At 60.4% G+C, this 17,403-nt stretch carries 15 protein-coding genes; 10 read left to right on the top strand and 5 right to left on the bottom strand.

The genetic code is table 11. The annotated features are described in order from the left end of the window. Positions 1-2,226 carry a TonB-dependent receptor gene (locus tag V3W27_RS12475; protein WP_330206720.1) on the bottom strand — a complete coding sequence of 742 codons (2,226 nt, stop codon included), beginning with the start codon at positions 2,224-2,226 and terminating at the stop codon, positions 1-3. A gap of 205 nt (positions 2,227-2,431) precedes the next feature. Between V3W27_RS12475 and V3W27_RS12470 the strand changes: the two genes are divergently transcribed. Next, on the top strand, positions 2,432-3,469 hold the full coding sequence (locus V3W27_RS12470; protein ID WP_330206719.1) for a LacI family DNA-binding transcriptional regulator: 1,038 nt from the start codon (positions 2,432-2,434) through the stop codon (positions 3,467-3,469). Positions 3,470-3,504: 35 nt separating this feature from the next. Here V3W27_RS12470 and V3W27_RS12465 read toward each other — a convergent pair whose 3' ends face one another. Beyond that, positions 3,505-3,906, bottom strand: a complete 402-nt coding sequence (locus V3W27_RS12465) for a type II toxin-antitoxin system HicB family antitoxin (protein ID WP_003220616.1) — start codon at positions 3,904-3,906, stop codon at positions 3,505-3,507. Positions 3,907-3,965: 59 nt separating this feature from the next. Beyond that, the gene (locus V3W27_RS12460) at positions 3,966-4,148 is read right to left on the bottom strand and encodes a type II toxin-antitoxin system HicA family toxin (protein WP_027611194.1); all 183 of its coding nucleotides are present in this window, start codon (positions 4,146-4,148) and stop codon (positions 3,966-3,968) included. Between the two features lie 396 nt (positions 4,149-4,544). Between V3W27_RS12460 and V3W27_RS12455 the strand changes: the two genes are divergently transcribed. Then, on the top strand, positions 4,545-4,805 hold the full coding sequence (locus tag V3W27_RS12455; protein WP_025110994.1) for a hypothetical protein: 261 nt from the start codon (positions 4,545-4,547) through the stop codon (positions 4,803-4,805). Between the two features lie 24 nt (positions 4,806-4,829). On the opposite strand, the gene betT is transcribed toward V3W27_RS12455, so the two are convergent. Together betT and epsC are read right to left on the bottom strand one after the other, a co-directional pair. After that, positions 4,830-6,791: a choline transporter BetT gene (gene betT / locus V3W27_RS12450; RefSeq protein WP_166496387.1), complete on the bottom strand. Its 1,962-nt coding sequence runs from the start codon at positions 6,789-6,791 to the stop codon at positions 4,830-4,832. Positions 6,792-7,193: 402 nt separating this feature from the next. Beyond that, positions 7,194-8,120 (bottom strand): serine O-acetyltransferase EpsC, encoded by a 927-nt coding sequence (gene epsC / locus V3W27_RS12445; protein ID WP_027611192.1) that lies wholly within the window; start codon positions 8,118-8,120, stop codon positions 7,194-7,196. Positions 8,121-8,310: 190 nt separating this feature from the next. On the opposite strand from epsC, the gene V3W27_RS12440 reads away from it, so the two are divergent. The 8 genes from V3W27_RS12440 (at position 8,311) to V3W27_RS12405 (ending at position 17,307) form a co-directional block, all read left to right on the top strand. Beyond that, a complete protein-coding gene (locus V3W27_RS12440) occupies positions 8,311-9,309 on the top strand; it encodes a D-cysteine desulfhydrase (RefSeq protein WP_330206718.1) in 999 nt (332 codons plus the stop codon). A 342-nt stretch (positions 9,310-9,651) separates the two neighbouring features. Then, a complete protein-coding gene (gene tcyJ / locus V3W27_RS12435; protein WP_086794003.1) occupies positions 9,652-10,452 on the top strand; it encodes a cystine ABC transporter substrate-binding protein in 801 nt (266 codons plus the stop codon). After that, the gene (gene tcyL / locus V3W27_RS12430) at positions 10,452-11,117 is read left to right on the top strand and encodes a cystine ABC transporter permease (RefSeq protein ID WP_003220607.1); all 666 of its coding nucleotides are present in this window, start codon (positions 10,452-10,454) and stop codon (positions 11,115-11,117) included. Before tcyJ ends, tcyL begins: the two co-directional genes overlap by 1 nt. Before the next feature lie 4 nt (positions 11,118-11,121). Continuing rightward, positions 11,122-11,871 carry an L-cystine ABC transporter ATP-binding protein TcyN gene (gene tcyN, locus V3W27_RS12425; protein ID WP_047290800.1) on the top strand — a complete coding sequence of 250 codons (750 nt, stop codon included), beginning with the start codon at positions 11,122-11,124 and terminating at the stop codon, positions 11,869-11,871. A 465-nt stretch (positions 11,872-12,336) separates the two neighbouring features. Continuing rightward, entirely contained in the window at positions 12,337-13,101 is a 765-nt protein-coding gene (locus V3W27_RS12420) for a hypothetical protein (RefSeq protein WP_247268403.1), read from the top strand. A gap of 395 nt (positions 13,102-13,496) precedes the next feature. Continuing rightward, the gene (locus tag V3W27_RS12415) at positions 13,497-14,738 is read left to right on the top strand and encodes an SfnB family sulfur acquisition oxidoreductase (protein WP_330206717.1); all 1,242 of its coding nucleotides are present in this window, start codon (positions 13,497-13,499) and stop codon (positions 14,736-14,738) included. 23 nt (positions 14,739-14,761) lie between these two features. After that, positions 14,762-15,955, top strand: coding sequence for an SfnB family sulfur acquisition oxidoreductase (locus V3W27_RS12410; protein ID WP_330206716.1), 1,194 nt, complete (start codon positions 14,762-14,764; stop codon positions 15,953-15,955). Beyond that, positions 15,955-17,307 (top strand): LLM class flavin-dependent oxidoreductase, encoded by a 1,353-nt coding sequence (locus V3W27_RS12405; protein ID WP_330206715.1) that lies wholly within the window; start codon positions 15,955-15,957, stop codon positions 17,305-17,307. The genes V3W27_RS12410 and V3W27_RS12405 overlap by 1 nt, the downstream gene beginning before the upstream one ends. The last annotated feature ends 96 nt before the right edge of the window (positions 17,308-17,403 follow it).

Here is a 17,403-nt window from a genome sequence, read left to right as displayed (position 1 = left end):
TCAGAAATCCTTGCGCAGTTGCACGCCGAAGTAGCGCTCGTCATCCCGTGGCACGGCGCGGTAGATGTAGCTGCCACCGCTGGCCAGCAACGGTGAGTAGGACTTGTCGGCGAGATTCTTGCCCAGCAGCGCCACGCGCCAGCCGTTGCTGTAATCGGCGAGCGCGACGCTGGCGTTCCAGATGCCGTAGGCACCCTGTTTGGTGTCGGCATTCTGGCTGATGTCGTACTGCACTTCGCTCTGCCAGCTGTAGTCGGTGCCGAGCTCGATATCGAGGCCGTTGTCCAGCGGGATGCTGTAGTCGGCGCGCACGTAGCTTTTCCAGTCGGGGCTGAACGGCAGTGGCTTGCCATTGACGTTGCACGAGGCTGCAGCGCCCGCCGGGCAGCTGAATTGGTCGATGCGTGCGCGGGTGTAGGCCAGCGCCCCGGAGAACTTCAGTTGCTGGGTCGCCTGCAAGGCGTAATCGAGTTCGACGCCTTCGGTGCTGACACTGCCGGCGTTGATCAGGCGCGTCACCACTTGCCCGGCAACGGTGTCGAAAAAGTTCGCCTGATAGTTGTCGTAATCGCTGTGGAACACCGCGAGGTTGGTGGTCAGCCGGTTGTTCCAGCTGGTGGCCTTGATCCCCGCCTCCCAAGTATTCGAGGTCTCCGGCTTCAGCGCTTCGGTGTCACGCGGCTGCATGTTGAAGAACACGTTGTACGCCGGGCCTTTGTAGCCGCGCGAATAGGTCAGATACGTGGTGACCGCATCGCTGAGGTCGTACTGCACGCCGAGCCGGCCGGACCAGCCGTCCTCGTCTACCGAACCGGAACTGCTGGTTGCAGGTTGAATACCACTGACCGTGGTCGCCGAGGTCGAGACGCGACGGTGATCGTATTCAAGATCATCGTGGGTGTAGCGCAGGCCGGCGATGCCACGAAAGTCCGAGGTGAAGTTCAACGTGGCTTCGCCGAACGCGGCGTAGCTGTCGCTGGTGGTGCTGTAATCGGCGACGCCACGGTCGGTGCGTGTGGTGGTGGTCAAGGTGCGTTGATAGGTCTCGTCATCCTTGCCGTGCATGTAGAACAGGCCGCCAACGTATTCAAGGAACTCACCTTTCGGCGAGGCCAGGCGCAGCTCCTGCGAGTACTGGTCGAAGGCCAGCTCGCCCTTGTCGGCGGTGCCGGGGAACGCTGCAGTGATCGTGCTCAGCCGATCGCCGTCCTGATACTGGGTGTTGTCCCAGCCGCGCCACGCGGTGATCGAGGTCAGTGTGTAATCGCCCAGTTGCCAGTCGAGCTGGCCGGACAGGCCCTTGTTGGTGTCCTCGACATGGCTGCGGGTATCGGTGTTGATGTCGCGGTTGTGGTTGCTCGCATAGACCGGGCTCAGCGCGTTGGCGAAGGCCGGGGTCAACGACTTGCTGACGACGCCGTTGGGACCGTCGTCGTGGGACTGCATGTAGTCGGCGATCAGGGTGAAGGTGACGTCATCGTTCGGAGTAAATTCGAGTTTGCCGCGCACCCCGCGATGGTTGTAGCCGTTGACTTCCTGGCCGTTGTGCTTGTTATCGACGTTGCCGTCGTAAGTGCCGAACAGGGTGCTGATCGACCCCTTGAGCGTGTCCGGAATCAGGCTGCCGCCAATGCCGAAGCGGGTGCGGCTTTCATTGCCGCTGTAGTACGACTGGTCGATGTAACCGTGGGTCTCGTTGGTCGGCGCCTTGCTGGTGATGTTGAGCACACCAGCCGAGGCGTTCTTGCCGAACAGCGTGCCCTGCGGGCCGCGCAGCACTTCGACGCGCTCCAGATCCAGCAAGTCGAGAGTGGATTGGCCGGGACGCGCATAGACCACGCCATCGATCACCGTGGCCACTGTTGGCTCGACGCCGGGCGAGGTGGAAATCGTGCCGACGCCTCGCACAAACAACGAGGTGTCCTTGTTCGACGCACCGGTACGGAAATTCAGCGACGGCACTTGCTGGACGATGCTCGCCACGCCGTTGCGGTTGTCGCGTTCCAGTTGTTCGCCGTCGATCACCGAGACTGCCACCGGCACCTTCTGCAGCGACTCTTCACGGCGGGTGGCGGTGACCGTGACGGACTTGAGGGTCGGCTCTTGTTCGCTGCTGTCGGCGGCGAAAGCCGTGGGCAGCGGCAACGCCGCCAGCCCGGTAAAGATCCAGCCAGCGGCGCGAATCGACTGCGCCAGTTTGTGTGTCGCCCCAGGAATGTTGTGCATGATTGCCCGCTCGAAATTGGCCCTGAACCGCTGCCGTTCTGCGACGACAGCGCCTGAATCGGTGTCTTGGGCATTCGCTCGAGCGAGTAGCAGACAATGCGCTTTGTTAGCGCTAACATCGCCAGTATTGGCAACCTCGGCATAGAGCGTCCAATACTGAAAAATTACTTTTATATGCGTTTTGGTTTTTAAGAAGGATCGAGCCTTGACCCAGGAAAAGCCCCGCAAACGCCGTGGCGCCGGACGCGTGACCCTCAATACGGTAGCGCGCGAGGCCGGGGTGTCGGCGATTACCGTGTCGCGCTATTTCAATCAGCCGGAAACCGTCTCGCCGGAGCGCCGCGAGCGCATTGCAGCAGTAGTTGCCGAGCTGGGTTATGTGCCGAATCTGGTGGCCGGCGGCCTGGCCTCGGCGCGAGGGAAAATCGTCGGCATGGTGATTCCGAACATCTCGGGGCCGATCTTTGCCAACACCATTCAGGGTTTCAGCGACACCCTCAGCCGCCACGGTTATCAATTGCTGCTGGCGTCGAGTTACTTCAGTACCGAACAGGAAGAAAACGCCGTGCGCGCATTTCTTGGCTGGTCGCCAGCGGCGCTGGTGCTGACCAGCCATTTCCATAGTGCGGGCACGGAAAAGATGATCGCCGAAGCGGAGGTTCCGGTGATCGAAACCTGGGATTACCAGCCGGATCGCGAGCCGATGCAGATCGGCTTTTCGCACTATGAAGTCGGCGTGACCGCTGCGCGTTATCTGCACGACAAAGGCTATCGCCGTATCGCCTTTGTGCAGAACAGCGCCCTTGGTGACCTCAGTGCCCTCGAACGTCGCGACGGTTACGCCGCCACCGTGCGCGAGTTCGGACTGCAACCGTGGGTGTTCGCCCCGAACGCCGACCGCGCGCCGTTCGAAGCCGGCAAGCAAGCGATGGAAGCGCTGATGAACGCCTCCCCGCGCCCCGACGCGATCATCTTCGCCAACGACAACCTCGCCGCCGGCGGCTTGCTCGCCGGGCAACGCGCCGGCATCAAGATCCCCGAAGACTGCGCCGTGCTCGGCTTCGGCGATTACCCGTTCGCCGAGATGCTGTTGCCGAGCCTGAGCACGATCAAACCCCCGGCACTGGAGATTGGCGTACTGGCGGCAACGCGGGTATTGGAAAGCCTTGGGGTGTTGCCGAGCGATGATGTGCAGCGGCTGAATCTGTTGCAGTGCAACGTGATCGAGCGAGAGAGCACCTGACATACATGCCTGCGGCAGCCCCTACAGGTTGTTCGTCATGCCGACAATTCGCGTAACGCAGCTGCGGCCAGAAATCCGGAGCGGGAACTGTAGCGTTGATCACGCCGGACTGTTTGATCAATACGCTCCAGCAGTTGCTCGGGCAGCGTGGCGTTGAAGCGTACCGACTTGCCGAAATAGGGCGTGATATCAAAGTCGACAACACCCCAGATTCCACCCGCGTAATCCGGGTTGTCGAGATGTGCATCAATATCCTGAACTCGAGGCAACGGTGCACCATCAGCCACCAGCCCCTCATAGTGCAGGGCCAGAGCCTCCTGAGTGTTTTCAAAAGCTTCGGCTACCGTGCTCCCTGCGGAGAAGCACCCCGGTACATCCGGGACAATCACTCCGTAGTCCGAGTCGGCATCCTTGTGCAAAACGACCGGGAATTTCATAAACGTGAATCCTTCCTCTGACGTGTCCATAAAAGGACTTTCACTTCCAATAACGGGCTTCATTTCAACCCCGCCTGTTTCAAAATGCTGTTGATCGTCCCTTTGGGAAGGTCTGAATCCGGATGCTTGATCGTCACCCGACCCGGCTTGCGCGGATGCTTGTACTGATGGTGACTACCCTTCACTGCAACCAGATACCAACCATCCTCCTCGATCATCCTGATCATTTCCCGACTACGCATTTCCTTCGCCCTTTTCGACAGCAAGAGCTGGTCACTTTTGGGCGTAAGCAACCGATTTATACACACGATACACACTCTGAGAAATATTAGCTGGGTGAACAAACGCTCGGTAATTGGTTCGACCAACGGCAGGCGCGAGCCAGCGAGAAAGGGCCTTGCTGTCCAGATACATTTGAATGCGTCGCGAAATGTGTCTGATCGAGGATGGTTGGCTTGTATTGATGCGGGCTGACTTGGCTATGCTCTTAATGACACCGAGGTGGCTCCTTCGCGGGCAAGCCCGCTCCCACAGGATTTTGGTTGTACACAGAATCTGTGAATGAGCGAGATCATTGTGGGAGCGGGCTTGCCCGCGAAGGCGTCCGATCAAGCACCGCATGACCCGCAGGCACGCCTATGCACACCGCAATCATCATCTTCTTCGGTCTGGTCCTGCTCGCCCTGATGCTCTACATCGGCGAGCGCATTGGCTTCAGCCGGCAGACCCTGGCCTACAGCTTCGCCGCGCTGTGGCTGGCGTTGACGGTGATCAATGGTGCGGTGGGGGTGGTGCATGCCGGGCAGCCGCTGGGTTCGGAGATCGCGGTGGGCAGTGCGGTGTTCGGGGTGCCGATGGCGGCGATGGTGTTGTTCATGGTGCTGAGCGCCGAGTCGTGAAACGTCCCGGCGCTCAGTTGCCGATCAACGCACCAGATGCAGGAACTGCATGTGGCGTTCGTACTGGTCGAGGATGTCGTTGATGATCTGCTCCTTGGTGTAGCCGACCAGATCGTAGTCCTGACTGCCCTCGCTCAAGTGCACTTCAGCGCGGTAGTAGCGGCGGTTGTTGAGTTGCTTGGACCCCATGCCACCCCGGGCGAACGACGGCGTGAAGTAGCCGCGCATCTGCACCTGATAGATGAACGGATGCTGCTCACCGTGGCCTATTTCCAGGCTGATGTTGTCGTGCGCCGGGTCCGGCTGGGTGACCACGTTCAGACCCTTCTCGACAAATACCGCCGTCACTTCTTCAATCGCCGGGCGCACCGTGGTGTCCATGAAGCGGTACACCTCGTCGCGTGACGGGAAGTGCACCGCCTGACTGAGACGTTGGCGCCAGCCGCCCGTGCCTCGCCGCGAACCGGAGACCGGTGCCAGCGAATGCAGTTGCGCGATCTGCTTCTGCGACTCCAGATAGAACGCCTTGTGCAGGCCCCACATCATCAGCAGCAAAATCATCGAGAACGGCAGCGAGGTCAGTACCACCGCCGATTTCAGCGCATCGATGCTGCCGGAGAACAGCAACGCGCTGGTGATCAACGCGGTCATCGCGCCCCAGAACACTCGCAGCCATTTCGGCCCGTCTTCGTCCGGGTTGCCGCCTTTGGCCGACAACGTCGACAGCACCACGGTGCCGGAGTCGGCGGAAGTGACGAAAAACACGAAGCTGATGAACACCGTCACCGCGATGACAGTCTTGCTCCACGGGTAGGTTTCCAGCAGCAGGTAAAGGCTCATCGACGGATTGTCGAGGGCCGACATGCCCAGTGCCGACATGCCGTGGTTGAGGACCTGATCGATCGCGCTGTTGCCGAAGATCGACATCCACGCCAGGGTGAAACCGAGCGGAATCAGCAGCACGCCGAAGACGAATTCGCGGATGGTGCGGCCACGGGAAATCCGCGCGATGAACAGGCCCACGAACGGCGACCATGCGATCCACCAGGCCCAGTAGAACACGGTCCAGCCGCCGAGCCAGTCGCTTGGTTTGTCGTAGGCGTAGAGGTCGAAACTCTTCATCGGCAACGCGCCGAGGTAATCGCCGAGGTTCTGGATCAGCGTGTTGAGCAGGTGCTGGGTGGGGCCTGCGAACAACACGAACAGCAGCAGCGCACAGGCCAGCAGCATGTTGATGTCGGACATCACCCGCACGCCCTTGTCCACACCCGACACGGCGACAATGATCGCCGCGCCCATCATCAGCGTGATCAGGCCGACCTGAATCCATTGGGTGTGAGCGATGCCGAACAGGTAGTCGAGACCGGAGTTGAGGTGCAATACGCCGAAGCCCATGTCGGCACCCAGACCGAACACCGTGGCGATGATGCCGAAGCCGTCCACCGCGTAGCCGATAGGGCCGTTGATGCGCTTGCCGATCAGCGGGTACAGCGCCGAACGCAAGGCCAGCGGCAGGTTATGCCGGTAGGCGAAATAGGCCAGCGCCATGCCGACGAAGGCGAACACGCCCCAGCCGTGCAGGCCCCAGTGCAGAAACAGAATCTGCATCGCCTGCCGCGCCGCATCGGCGGTGCCGGCCTCGCCTTGCGGCGGTTGGGCCAGGTGCGTCAGTGGCTCGGATACGCAGAAGAAAAACAGCGTGATGCTGATCCCGGCGGCAAACAGCATGCCGGCCCAGGACAGGTAACTGAACTCGGGTTCGTCGTGGTCGGCACCGAGTTTGATCTTGCCGTAGCCCGATAACGCGGTGACCACCACGAAGACCAGATACAGCGTCATCGCGAGCATGTAGTACCAGCCGACCGTGTTGGCCGCCCAGTTTTGCGCAGCCAGCAACCAGGCTCCGGCCTGCTCCGGCATGGCGATGACAACCAGACCAAACAGCAGAATCACCGTCGCGGCGAAGTAGAACACCGGCGGATTCATGCGCACCAAGCCGCTGGTGGGAGTAGACGATGCACTCATGAAACGTGCACCTCGAGGGGTTGAAACGTGGCTGAAATGATCGGACTCAGCAAAGGCAAGCCTCCTGTTGTGAGCGGGCAGCGAACCACCGGTTTAACTTGAATGAACGTTCAAGTTAAACATGGATAGGGTGGTAAGGACTAATCGCAGGGCCAGGCGGTAGTTTTCCTACAGTAGCCCAAGGAGGGGTATGACGCGGGTTTGAGGGGATTCGTTCAATGGAGAATTGGCTGAATGCCATTATCTCGATCTGACCCAAAAAACCATTCGCGAGCAGGCTCGCTCCCACATTTGAAACGCATTCCAGTGTGGGAGCGAGCCTGCTCGCGAAGAGGCCTGACGCGGCAACGCAGATTCAGGAACTTACTTCTGCGTCCCGTCATCATGCTGCAGATTGGCCTGAGTCAGGTTGCTCCCTGCCGGCACGCTGCGCGTCAGCCACACATTACCGCCGATGGTCGACCCCTGGCCGATAGTGATCCGTCCCAGAATCGTCGCGCCGGCATAAATCACCACGTCGTCCTCGACAATCGGATGGCGTGGATGGCCCTTCTGCAACTGCCCGTCTTCATCCGCCGGGAAGCGCTTGGCGCCCAGAGTCACGGCCTGATAGATCCGCACACGCTCGCCGATGATCGCGGTCTCGCCGATCACCACACCCGTACCGTGGTCGATGAAGAAACTGCGGCCGATCTGCGCGCCCGGGTGGATATCGATACCGGTGGCCGAATGCGCAATCTCCGAACTGATCCGCGCGAGTAACGGCAGCCCGGCGCGATACAAATGGTGCGCCAGACGATGGTGAATCACCGCCAGAATCCCCGGATAGCACAGCAACACTTCATCGACGCTGCGCGCCGCGGGATCGCCGTGATAGGCGGCCAGCACGTCGGTATCGAGCAGGCTGCGCAGGCCCGGCAAGGCCAGGGCGAAATCCTGAATGATACGGATCGCCTGAGCTTCGACGTCGGCATCGCCTTGAGCGCTGTGCCGCGCGACATAACGCAACTCCAGCCGCGCCTGCGCCAGCAAGGCATTCAATGAGGTATCGAGGGTGTGGCCGACATAGAAGTCCTCACTTTCCTCACGCAGATCCACCGGCCCCAGCCGCATCGGGAACAACGCACCACACAGCGCCTCGAGAATCTCGGCCATCGCGGCGCGAGACGGTAACTCACGGCCACCCTGCTCGCCGCTGGCCCGGCCATTCTGGGTACGCCACTGATCCCGCGCGGTACGCAGTTGGCTGACGATGGTCTGCAATTGCCAATGGCTGGAACGCTCGCTCACGGTAAAGACTCCTCACGGGCGGCCGGACGGTCTGGCCGCGTCAACGGCGATTACTTTACGGCATGCCGGCGAGGGCGAATTAAGAACCGATAGTGCTGGTCTAAGCACATTTGGCTATAAGCAATTCACGGTTGCCCCGCTAAAACGGCCTGCCTATAGTCCTGTCATCTTCCTCCGCCAGTACGGGCTCATGATCAAACAACAGCTGGATCGCTTTAACCGTCTCGACCTGCTCGGCCAACCCACGCCACTGGAAAAACTCGAACGCCTGTCCGCCTGGCTGGGCCGCGATGTGTACATCAAACGGGATGACCTGACGCCGCTGGCCATGGGCGGCAACAAGCTGCGCAAACTCGAATACCTCGCCGCCGACGCCCTCGCCCAGGGCGCCGACACGCTGATCACCGCCGGCGCCCTGCAATCGAACCACGTGCGCCAGACCGCCGCGCTGGCGGCCAAACTCGGCCTGGGTTGCGTGGCGTTGCTGGAAAATCCGCTCGGCACCGACGACAGCAACTACACCGGCAACGGCAACCGCCTGCTGCTCGATCTGTTCGACACCAAGGTCGAGTTGGTGGACAACCTCGATAACGCCGACGAACAACTCGCCGCACTCGCTGTGCGCCTGCGCAGCAATGGCAAAAAACCGTATCTGGTGCCGATCGGTGGCTCGAATGCCCTCGGTGCATTGGGCTACGTACGTGCCGGTCTGGAACTGGCGGAACAGATCAAGGACACCGGCCTGAATTTCGCCGCCGTGGTGCTGGCCTCGGGCAGCGCCGGGACCCACAGCGGTCTGGCATTGGCCTTGAGCGAAGCACTGCCGAAATTGCCAGTGATCGGCGTAACGGTATCGCGCAGTGAAGAAGACCAACGCCCGAAAGTGCAGGGTCTGGCCGAACGCACGGCGGAGCTGCTGGGTGTGAAATTACCAGTGAACTTCAAGGTCGAGTTGTGGGACGAATACTTCGGCCCGCGTTACGGCGAACCGAATGCCGGGACACTGGCGGCGGTGAAACTGTTGGCCAGTCAGGACGCGGTGCTGCTCGACCCGGTATACACCGGCAAGGCCATGGCCGGCCTGCTCGACGGGATCGGCCGCCAGCGTTTCGACGAGGGCCCGATCATCTTCCTGCATACCGGTGGGGCGCCGGCGTTGTTTGCCTACAAGGACGCTCTGAGCGGTTGAAGCGCCTTTGTGGCGAGGGAGCTTGCTCCCGCTGGGGCGCGCAGCGCCCCCAAACTTGCTTCCCCATTTTCAGTTGAACACTGGCGGCAGGTATTGCGACTGCTGCGCAGTCAGGCGGGAGCAAGCTCCCTCGCCACAGGTCAAGGCCTCATATTCCATATATGAATATCAAATTAGATATTAAGTATTTTCAAGTCTAAAGCAGACATCTTATAGTCTCGCCGCAGGCGAATTTCGGGCAAGACGCATAAGCTGCTTTAGGGCACGATAACGCAGTCGTTCAATTCCCGGATTCGCCAACTTTCCTTAAGCGTCTTCCATAAGAAAACACAGGGGCTTGTCATGAATTTTTCCGCACTACGTCGCACTCTGCTGGTAGGTTCGCTGGGCCTTGCACTGAGCGCCGGCCTGATCGGCCAGGCAACCGCCGGTGAGCAGCTGCAACAGATCAAGGACAAAGGCGTTATCAACGTCGGTCTGGAAGGCACTTACCCACCGTTCAGCTTCGTTGACGAGAACGGCAAACTGTCCGGTTTCGAAGTCGAACTCTCCGAAGCCCTGGCGCAGAAACTCGGCGTCAAAGCCAAGATTCAGCCAACCAAGTGGGACGGTATCCTCGCTGCGCTGGAATCCAAACGTCTCGACGTCGTGGTCAACCAGGTGACCATCTCCGACGAACGCAAGAAGAAGTATGACTTCTCCGAGCCGTACACCGTATCCGGGATTCAGGCGCTGGTGCTGAAGGACAAGGAAGCCAAGTTGAACATCAAGACTGCCGCCGACCTGTCCGGCAAGAAAGTCGGTGTCGGCCTGGGCACCAACTACGAACAGTGGGTCCGCGCCAACGTGCCGGGCGCTGACGTGCGTACCTACGACGATGATCCGACCAAGTTCGCCGACCTGAACAACGGCCGCACCGACGCCATCCTGATCGACCGTCTGGCTGCCCTTGAATACGCCAAGAAAGCCCCGAAAACCGTGGCTGCCGGTGAAGCGTTCTCCCGTCAGGAATCCGGTATCGCCCTGCGCAAAGGCGAGCCTGAACTGCTGGCTGCGGTGAACAAGGCTCTCGACGAACTGCGTGCCGACGGTACCCTTGAGAAGCTGTCGAAGAAATACTTCAACGCTGACGTCACCAAATAATGGAAGAAGCTTTCCAACTCGCACTGGACTCCGCGCCCTTTCTGCTCAAGGGCGCGTACTACACGGTCATCCTCAGTCTGGGCGGCATGTTCTTCGGCTTGCTGCTGGGCTTCGGCCTGGCCTTGATGCGCCTGTCGCGCTTCAAACTGGTGAGCTGGATTGCCCGCATCTACGTGTCGTTCTTTCGCGGCACGCCGTTGCTGGTGCAACTGTTCGTGATCTATTACGGCTTGCCGCAATTGGGTCTGGAACTGGATCCACTGCCAGCGGCGCTGATCGGCTTCTCGCTGAACATGGCTGCCTACGCCTGTGAAATCCTCCGTGCGGCAATCGGTTCGATCGAGCGCGGCCAGTGGGAAGCCGCCGCAAGCATCGGCATGACCCGCGCGCAAACCTTGCGCCGGGCCATTCTGCCGCAGGCCATGCGCACGGCACTGCCGCCGCTGGGCAACAGCTTCATTTCGCTGGTCAAGGACACGGCACTGGCCGCCACCATTCAGGTGCCGGAACTGTTCCGCCAGGCGCAACTGATTACCGCCCGGACTTTCGAAGTCTTCACCATGTATCTTGCCGCCGCGCTGATCTACTGGATTCTGGCCACGGTGCTGTCGCACCTGCAGAACAAGCTGGAAGAGCGGGCCAATCGGCACGACCAGGAGTCCTGACCCCATGATTGTCGTGGAAAAACTGACAAAGCAGTTCAAGGGTCAAGAGGTGCTCAAAGGCATCGACCTTGAGGTGAAGGAAGGCGAGGTCGTGGCCATCATCGGCCCCAGCGGTTCGGGCAAGACCACGTTCCTGCGCTGCCTGAATTTCCTTGAGGAGCCCACCAGCGGCCGGATCAAGGTCGGCGATATCGAGATCGATACCCGCCGCCCGCTGAGCCAGCAGCAGAGTCTGGTGCGCAATCTGCGCCAGCACGTGGGTTTCGTGTTCCAGAACTTCAACCTGTTCCCCCACCGCACCGCACTGGAAAACGTCATCGAAGGGCCGATCGTGGTCAAGAAGATGCCGCGCGAGCAAGCCGTTGCCCTGGGCATGAAGCTGCTGGCCAAGGTCGGTCTGGCCGGCAAGGAAGATGCGTATCCGCGTCGTCTGTCCGGTGGTCAGCAACAGCGCGTGGCGATTGCCCGGGCGCTGGCGATGGAGCCGGAAGTGATCCTGTTCGACGAGCCGACTTCGGCCCTCGACCCGGAACTGGTGGGCGAAGTACTGGCAACCATTCGCGGTCTCGCTGAAGAAAAACGCACCATGGTCATCGTCACCCACGAAATGGGTTTCGCCCGCGACGTGGCTAACCGTGTGGTGTTTTTCGACAAGGGCGTGATCGTCGAGCAAGGCGAAGCCAAGGCGTTGTTTGCCAACCCGAAAGAAGAACGCACCAAACAGTTTCTCAGCAAGTTCCTGAATCACGCCTGAGATACTTATTGTCTTGAGTCATCAACTTCCATGGACGGAAGTTTTACTTGCCCCGCCTGAAAACTTCCAAATCCCTCCAGCTTAAACCTGTCAAAACAATACATATATGTTCTGCAACAGATACAAGTAATCTGCGGCGCGCTTTCGTGCCTGTGAAATGATCTAAATCGACCGGCACAAAAATCGCAAAACTCGCGAAAAACCGTAGTTCCATTCGCCATCACCGCTAGGCAGGATGCCTCATCAGCGTAGGACGCTTCTGATTAATCGGTAATTCACAGATTAACTAAGGCACTCTATTGACACTCTTTCCGGCACGCTCTTATCTAGTCGACAACCGGCACCCATTAGTTGAATCAACGCTTGCTCAGCCCGAACAAAGTTCACGGTTGTATTACCGATTCATCACGCCTTTTGTTGTTTCAAGAAACGGACTTCGCCGCAAGACTTCAAGGAGAGAACCCGATGACCCGCACTTCGCACGCCCCCGAACTGGCAGCGCCGAATCTGGCGTCCGCATCCAAAAACGCCATCAATCTGGCCGCTGCCGCGCATTTGCTGATCGATGTCCTGCCCTACTCCGGCATGGACGTCGGTGATCTGATCGAACTGTTCTGGAACAACTGCTACGTCGCCTCGCGGGTCTTGACCAGCGAAGACATCGGCGCCTCGATCAGCCTGCGGGTGCCGGAAAGCTTTATCGCCAGTGGCACTGCACGGATCCACTATCGGGTAATGCAGATCGGTCAGGGACCGGCGCTGTCGGCGGCCACGCGGGTGCAGGTCAAGCTCGACTGCCCTGGCGGCCAGCCTTCGCCGCTCTGCGGTGACGAGAATCAGCAACTGGCGCCCGTCTCGCTGCCCGACACCATTCGCCGCCAGGGCGTGAACCCCAATCAGATCAAACGCGGTGTGCCACTGACCATCGAACCCTACCTGAACATGGCCGAGGACGACGCCATCACCTTGCGCTGGGGCGACGTGCGTATGGACCTGGCCCGGATCACCGCTGCCGATGTCGGCCTGCCGATTCAGGTCTGGGTGCCACCGGCAGTGATCGTCGAGGGCGGTGAGGATCTGCGTCTGGACGTTACCTACTGCGTCATCGACTGGGTGGGCAACAACTCACGCTGGGCGCCGCCCCGGACGCTGAAGATCGGTTGCGTGAATCCTTATCTGAAGGTGCCGCTGCGCCAAGCGCTGAAGGCTGCTGAATCGACCAAGGATTGATGCCGCATTCCTGTGCTCATGGGGCTTTGTAGTGAGGTGATTTAGCGAAACGTCGCTCCGCCCCGATGGACTGCGAAGCAATCCCGTTTTTTATGGCTGAGAAAAGGCCGCTGCGCGGCCTGTCGGGGATGAATCCCCTTACCACAGGTTGTATTGCCACGGCTGAGAGACTGTTAACCAACCCGACCACCGCCCCTTCTATACATATTCCTAAAAGTTAGTTTATTTAATATTTATACACGCTTAGGGTATATGAACCGGACCACCGGACATTCTTTCGTTCGCCGCACTTTTGCGGCGTTTTTCATAAGATGTGAGGTAGGTAGTATGGTCCGGAACACAATCACCCCAGTGCAGATCGCCAGGGCATTGCGTGCAGCCAAGGAGCGGCACTGATGTCCAGTCTGGCCGATGCAAACGTCCAGTCGGATCTGGACATCGCCCCGTTGTTGTTGCCCGCGCAGGTCTTGCGCAACGACGCCCAAGCCATCAAGGCTGCTCACGAACTGGCGCAAGTCGCCCGCGCGCAGGCCGCGAAGCGCGACCGCCAGCGCAAGCTGCCATGGTCGGAAATCGAACAGTTCACCCGCAGCGGCCTCGGCAGCATTGCCATCCCGCGTGAGTACGGGGGCCCACAGGTTTCATTCGTCACATTGGCCGAAGTGTTCGCGATCATTTCCGCAGCCGACCCGGCGCTGGGACAGATCCCGCAGAACCAGTTCGGCATCATCAATCTGGTACTCGGCAGCGCCACCGAAGCGCAGAAAAAACAGCTGTTCCAGAGTGTTCTGGAAGGTTGGCGCATCGGCAATGCGGGTCCTGAGCGCGGAACCAAAAATACCCTGGAATTGAAAGCCCGCATCACCGCCGACGGCGATGACTACGTGATCAACGGCCAGAAGTTTTATTCCACCGGCGCGCTGTTCGCGCACTGGGTGGCGGTCAAGGCGCTCAATGACGACGGCAAACAAGTGCTGGCCTTCGTCCGCCGTGGCACCCCGGGCCTGCGCATCGTTGATGACTGGTCGGGCTTCGGTCAGCGCACCACCGCCAGCGGCACGATTCTGCTGAACAACGTTCGCGTCGAGTCGAGCCTGGTCGTCGATAACTGGAAGATCAACGAGAAGCCCAACACCCAAGGCGCGGTGTCGCAGCTGATTCAGGCAGCCATCGACGCCGGCATCGCCCGTGGCGCCATCGACGATGCCATCGAGTTCGTCAAAACTCGCGCGCGGCCCTGGATCGACGCCAAGGTCGAGCGCGCCAGCGATGACCTCTACGTGATCGCCGACATCGGCAAACTGAAAATCGAACTGCACGCGGCTGAAGCACTGTTGCGTAAGGCCGGCAAAGTGCTCGACCAAGTCCATACCGCGCCGCTGACCGCCGAGTCCGCCGCCCGCGCTTCGATTGCGGTGGCCGAAGCCAAAGTGCTGACTACCGAGATTTCCTTGCTCGCCAGCGAGAAGCTTTTCGAACTGGCCGGCAGCCGCGCGACCCTCGCCGAATTCAACCTCGACCGCCACTGGCGCAACGCCCGGGTGCACACCCTGCACGACCCGGTGCGCTGGAAATATCACGCGGTCGGCGCCTATCGCCTCAACGGCACTCTACCGGCTCGCCATTCCTGGATTTAACGACCAGACATCTGGAGAAGCATATGACTTATTCTCACCCCGTCGCGGTCATCACCAGCGATGAGCAAGCCCTGATCGTCGCCAGCGACCTGGCCGAAGATTTCAAACGCGACAGTGCCGTGCGCGACCGTGAACGCCGCCTGCCACTGCCGGAACTCGACGTGTTTTCCCGCTCCGGCCTGTGGGGCATCAGTGTGCCCAAGGAATACGGCGGCGCCGGTGTGTCCAACGTGACCCTGGCCAAAGTCATCGCCCTGATCGCTCAGGCCGACGGCTCTCTTGGGCAGATTCCGCAGAACCATTTCTACGCCCTCGAAGTGCTGCGCGTTAACGGCAGCCACGAGCAGAAACAGCGGCTGTACGCCGAGGTGCTGGCCGGTCAACGTTTCGGCAACGCCCTGGCGGAACTCGGTACCAAAACCGCCCACGACCGCGTCACCAGCCTCAAGCGTGACGGCGACGGCTACCGCATCAACGGGCGCAAGTTTTATGCGACCGGCGCGATCTACGCGCAGCGCATCCCGACGTCGGTGGTTGATGAAAGTGGCGTGCAGCAACTGGCCTTCGTCCCGCGTGACAGTAAAGGCCTGACGGTCATCGACGACTGGAGCGGTTTCGGCCAGCGCACCACCGGCAGCGGTTCGGTTGTATTTGAAGACGTCTACGTTGCCGCCGAGAACGTGATCCCGTTCCAGAGTGCCTTCGAGCGTCCGACCACGGTCGGCCCGCTGGCGCAGATCCTTCACGCCGCCATCGACACTGGCATCGCTCGCGCCGCTTACGAAGATGCCCTGCACTTCGTGCGCAGCAAGACCCGTCCGTGGATCGACTCCGGTAACGACAAGGCCACCGAAGACCCACTGACCCTGAAGAGCTTCGGCCACCTGAGCATTCGTCTGCACGCCACCGAAGCACTGCTGGAACGCTCCGGCGAATTCCTCGACAAGGCCCAGGCCGAGACCAATGCCGAAACCGTCGCTGCCGCGTCGATTGCCGTCGCCGAAGCACGGGCGATCAGCACCGAAATCTCGCTCGCCGCAGGCAGCACGCTGTTCGAACTGGCCGGCAGTCAGGCGACCCTGATCGAGCACGGCCTTGACCGTCACTGGCGCAACGCCCGGGTGCACACCCTGCACGACCCGGTACGCTGGAAGTATCACGCGGTGGGCAATTACTACCTTAACGATGAAAAGCCGCCACTGCGGGGCACTATCTGATGAGCAAGAAAAAGATCCTGCTCAACGCGTTCAACATGAACTGCATCGGCCACATCAACCACGGGTTGTGGACGCATCCACGCGATACCTCGACGCGCTACAACACAATTGAATATTGGACCGAACTGGCACAGTTGCTGGAGCGCGGGCTGTTCGACGGGCTGTTCATCGCCGACATCGTCGGTGTGTACGACGTCTACCAGAACTCGGTGGACGTCACGCTCAAAGAGTCGATCCAGTTGCCGGTCAACGACCCGTTGCTGCTGGTGTCGGCAATGGCCGCCGTGACGAAAAATCTCGGCTTCGGCCTCACCGCCAACCTCACCTACGAACCGCCCTATCTGTTCGCCCGTCGCATGTCGTCGCTCGATCATCTGAGTCGTGGGAGGGTCGGCTGGAACATCGTCACCGGTTACCTCGACAGCGCCGCCAAGGCCATGGGCCTGCGCGAACAGGTCGAGCATGACCGTCGTTATGATCAGGCCGACGAGTACCTCGAAGTGCTCTACAAACTCTGGGAAGGCAGTTGGGAAAACGGCGCGGTGCTCAATGACCGTGAGCAGCGCATCTACGCGCAGCCGGAGAAGGTGCACAAGGTCGAGCACCACGGCGAGTTCTATCAAGTCGAGGGTTATCACCTCTGCGAGCCGTCGCCGCAGCGCACGCCGGTGCTGTTCCAGGCTGGCAGTTCGGACCGCGGTTTGCTGTTCGCCGGGCGTCACGCCGAGTGCGTGTTCATCAGCGGCCAGAACAAGCCGTCGACCAAAGTGCAGGTGGACAAGGTCCGCGCCAGCGCCGTCGAAGCCGGACGCAATCCCGAGGACATCAAGGTGTTCATGGGCCTCAACGTGATCGTCGGCGCGACCGAAGAGGCCGCATGGGCCAAGCACGCCGAGTACCTGAGTTATGCCAGCGCCGAGGCCGGCGTCGCGCATTTCTCAGCCTCCACCGGCATCGACTTTTCCCAGTACGAAATCGACGAACCGATCCAGTACGTCAAGAGCAATGCCATCCAGTCCGCGACCAAGAACCTGCAGAACAACGACTGGACCCGACGCAAATTGCTCGAGCAGCACGCCCTCGGTGGCCGCTACATCACCGTGGTCGGCTCGCCTGAGCAGGTGGCGGATGAACTGGAAGCGTGGATCGCCGAAACCGGGCTGGACGGCTTCAACCTCACGCGCATCGTTACCCCGGAAAGCTATGTCGATTTCATCGAGCTGGTGATTCCGGAGTTGCAACGGCGTGGGTCGTACAAGACTGCGTATGACAGCGGCAGTTTGCGCGAAAAGCTGTTTCACGGGGCGGCGCAACTCCCTGAGCAACACATCGGGTCTTCATTTCGCCGCTAAAAGCTTCGCGAGCAAGCCCGCTCCCACAGGGGGAACGCATTCCAAAATGTGGGAGCGGGCTTGCTCGCGAAGAGGCCCGACCAGACACCACAAACT

Source organism: Pseudomonas sp. AM14(2022) (assembly GCF_036346455.1).
In the GTDB taxonomy this organism is placed as follows: Bacteria; Pseudomonadota; Gammaproteobacteria; order Pseudomonadales; family Pseudomonadaceae; genus Aquipseudomonas; species Aquipseudomonas putida_A.
This window is presented reverse-complemented; position numbering and strand designations above follow the sequence as displayed.